Source organism: Paraburkholderia sp. SIMBA_027, from assembly GCF_046535315.1.
GTDB lineage: Bacteria > Pseudomonadota > Gammaproteobacteria > Burkholderiales > Burkholderiaceae > Paraburkholderia > Paraburkholderia tropica.
In genome coordinates this window covers 1-253 of sequence record NZ_JAWRWY010001128.1, presented here as the reverse complement: position 1 = coordinate 253, position 253 = coordinate 1, and the positions used below count along the sequence as shown (strand labels likewise).

At 36.8% G+C, this 253-nt stretch carries 1 protein-coding gene; it reads right to left on the bottom strand.

What is annotated here, in order from left to right:
• On the bottom strand, positions 1-253 hold a 253-nt coding region (locus SB764_RS42640), incomplete at both ends, for a hypothetical protein (RefSeq protein WP_410867128.1).

The window sequence follows — 253 nt, the reverse complement described above, 5'->3', positions numbered from 1 at the left end:
ATACTTAAAATATTCTTTTTGTCCGTTTAACATGTCGGCAGAAAATCCATCTGTTTTCGCCTTTTTATAATCTAAAACAAAATACCCGTCCTGCACTGACACATATTTTTCGAGTTTCATAATATCGCTTTTAGTATATTGATCTTCGCTGTAGCTTTTCACTGGCGGAACGTTATGAGAGTCCGCCAAAACACTAGGGGCAAGAGATAGCAAGAGACACAAAGCAACCACCACAGAAATAATTTTTTTCACA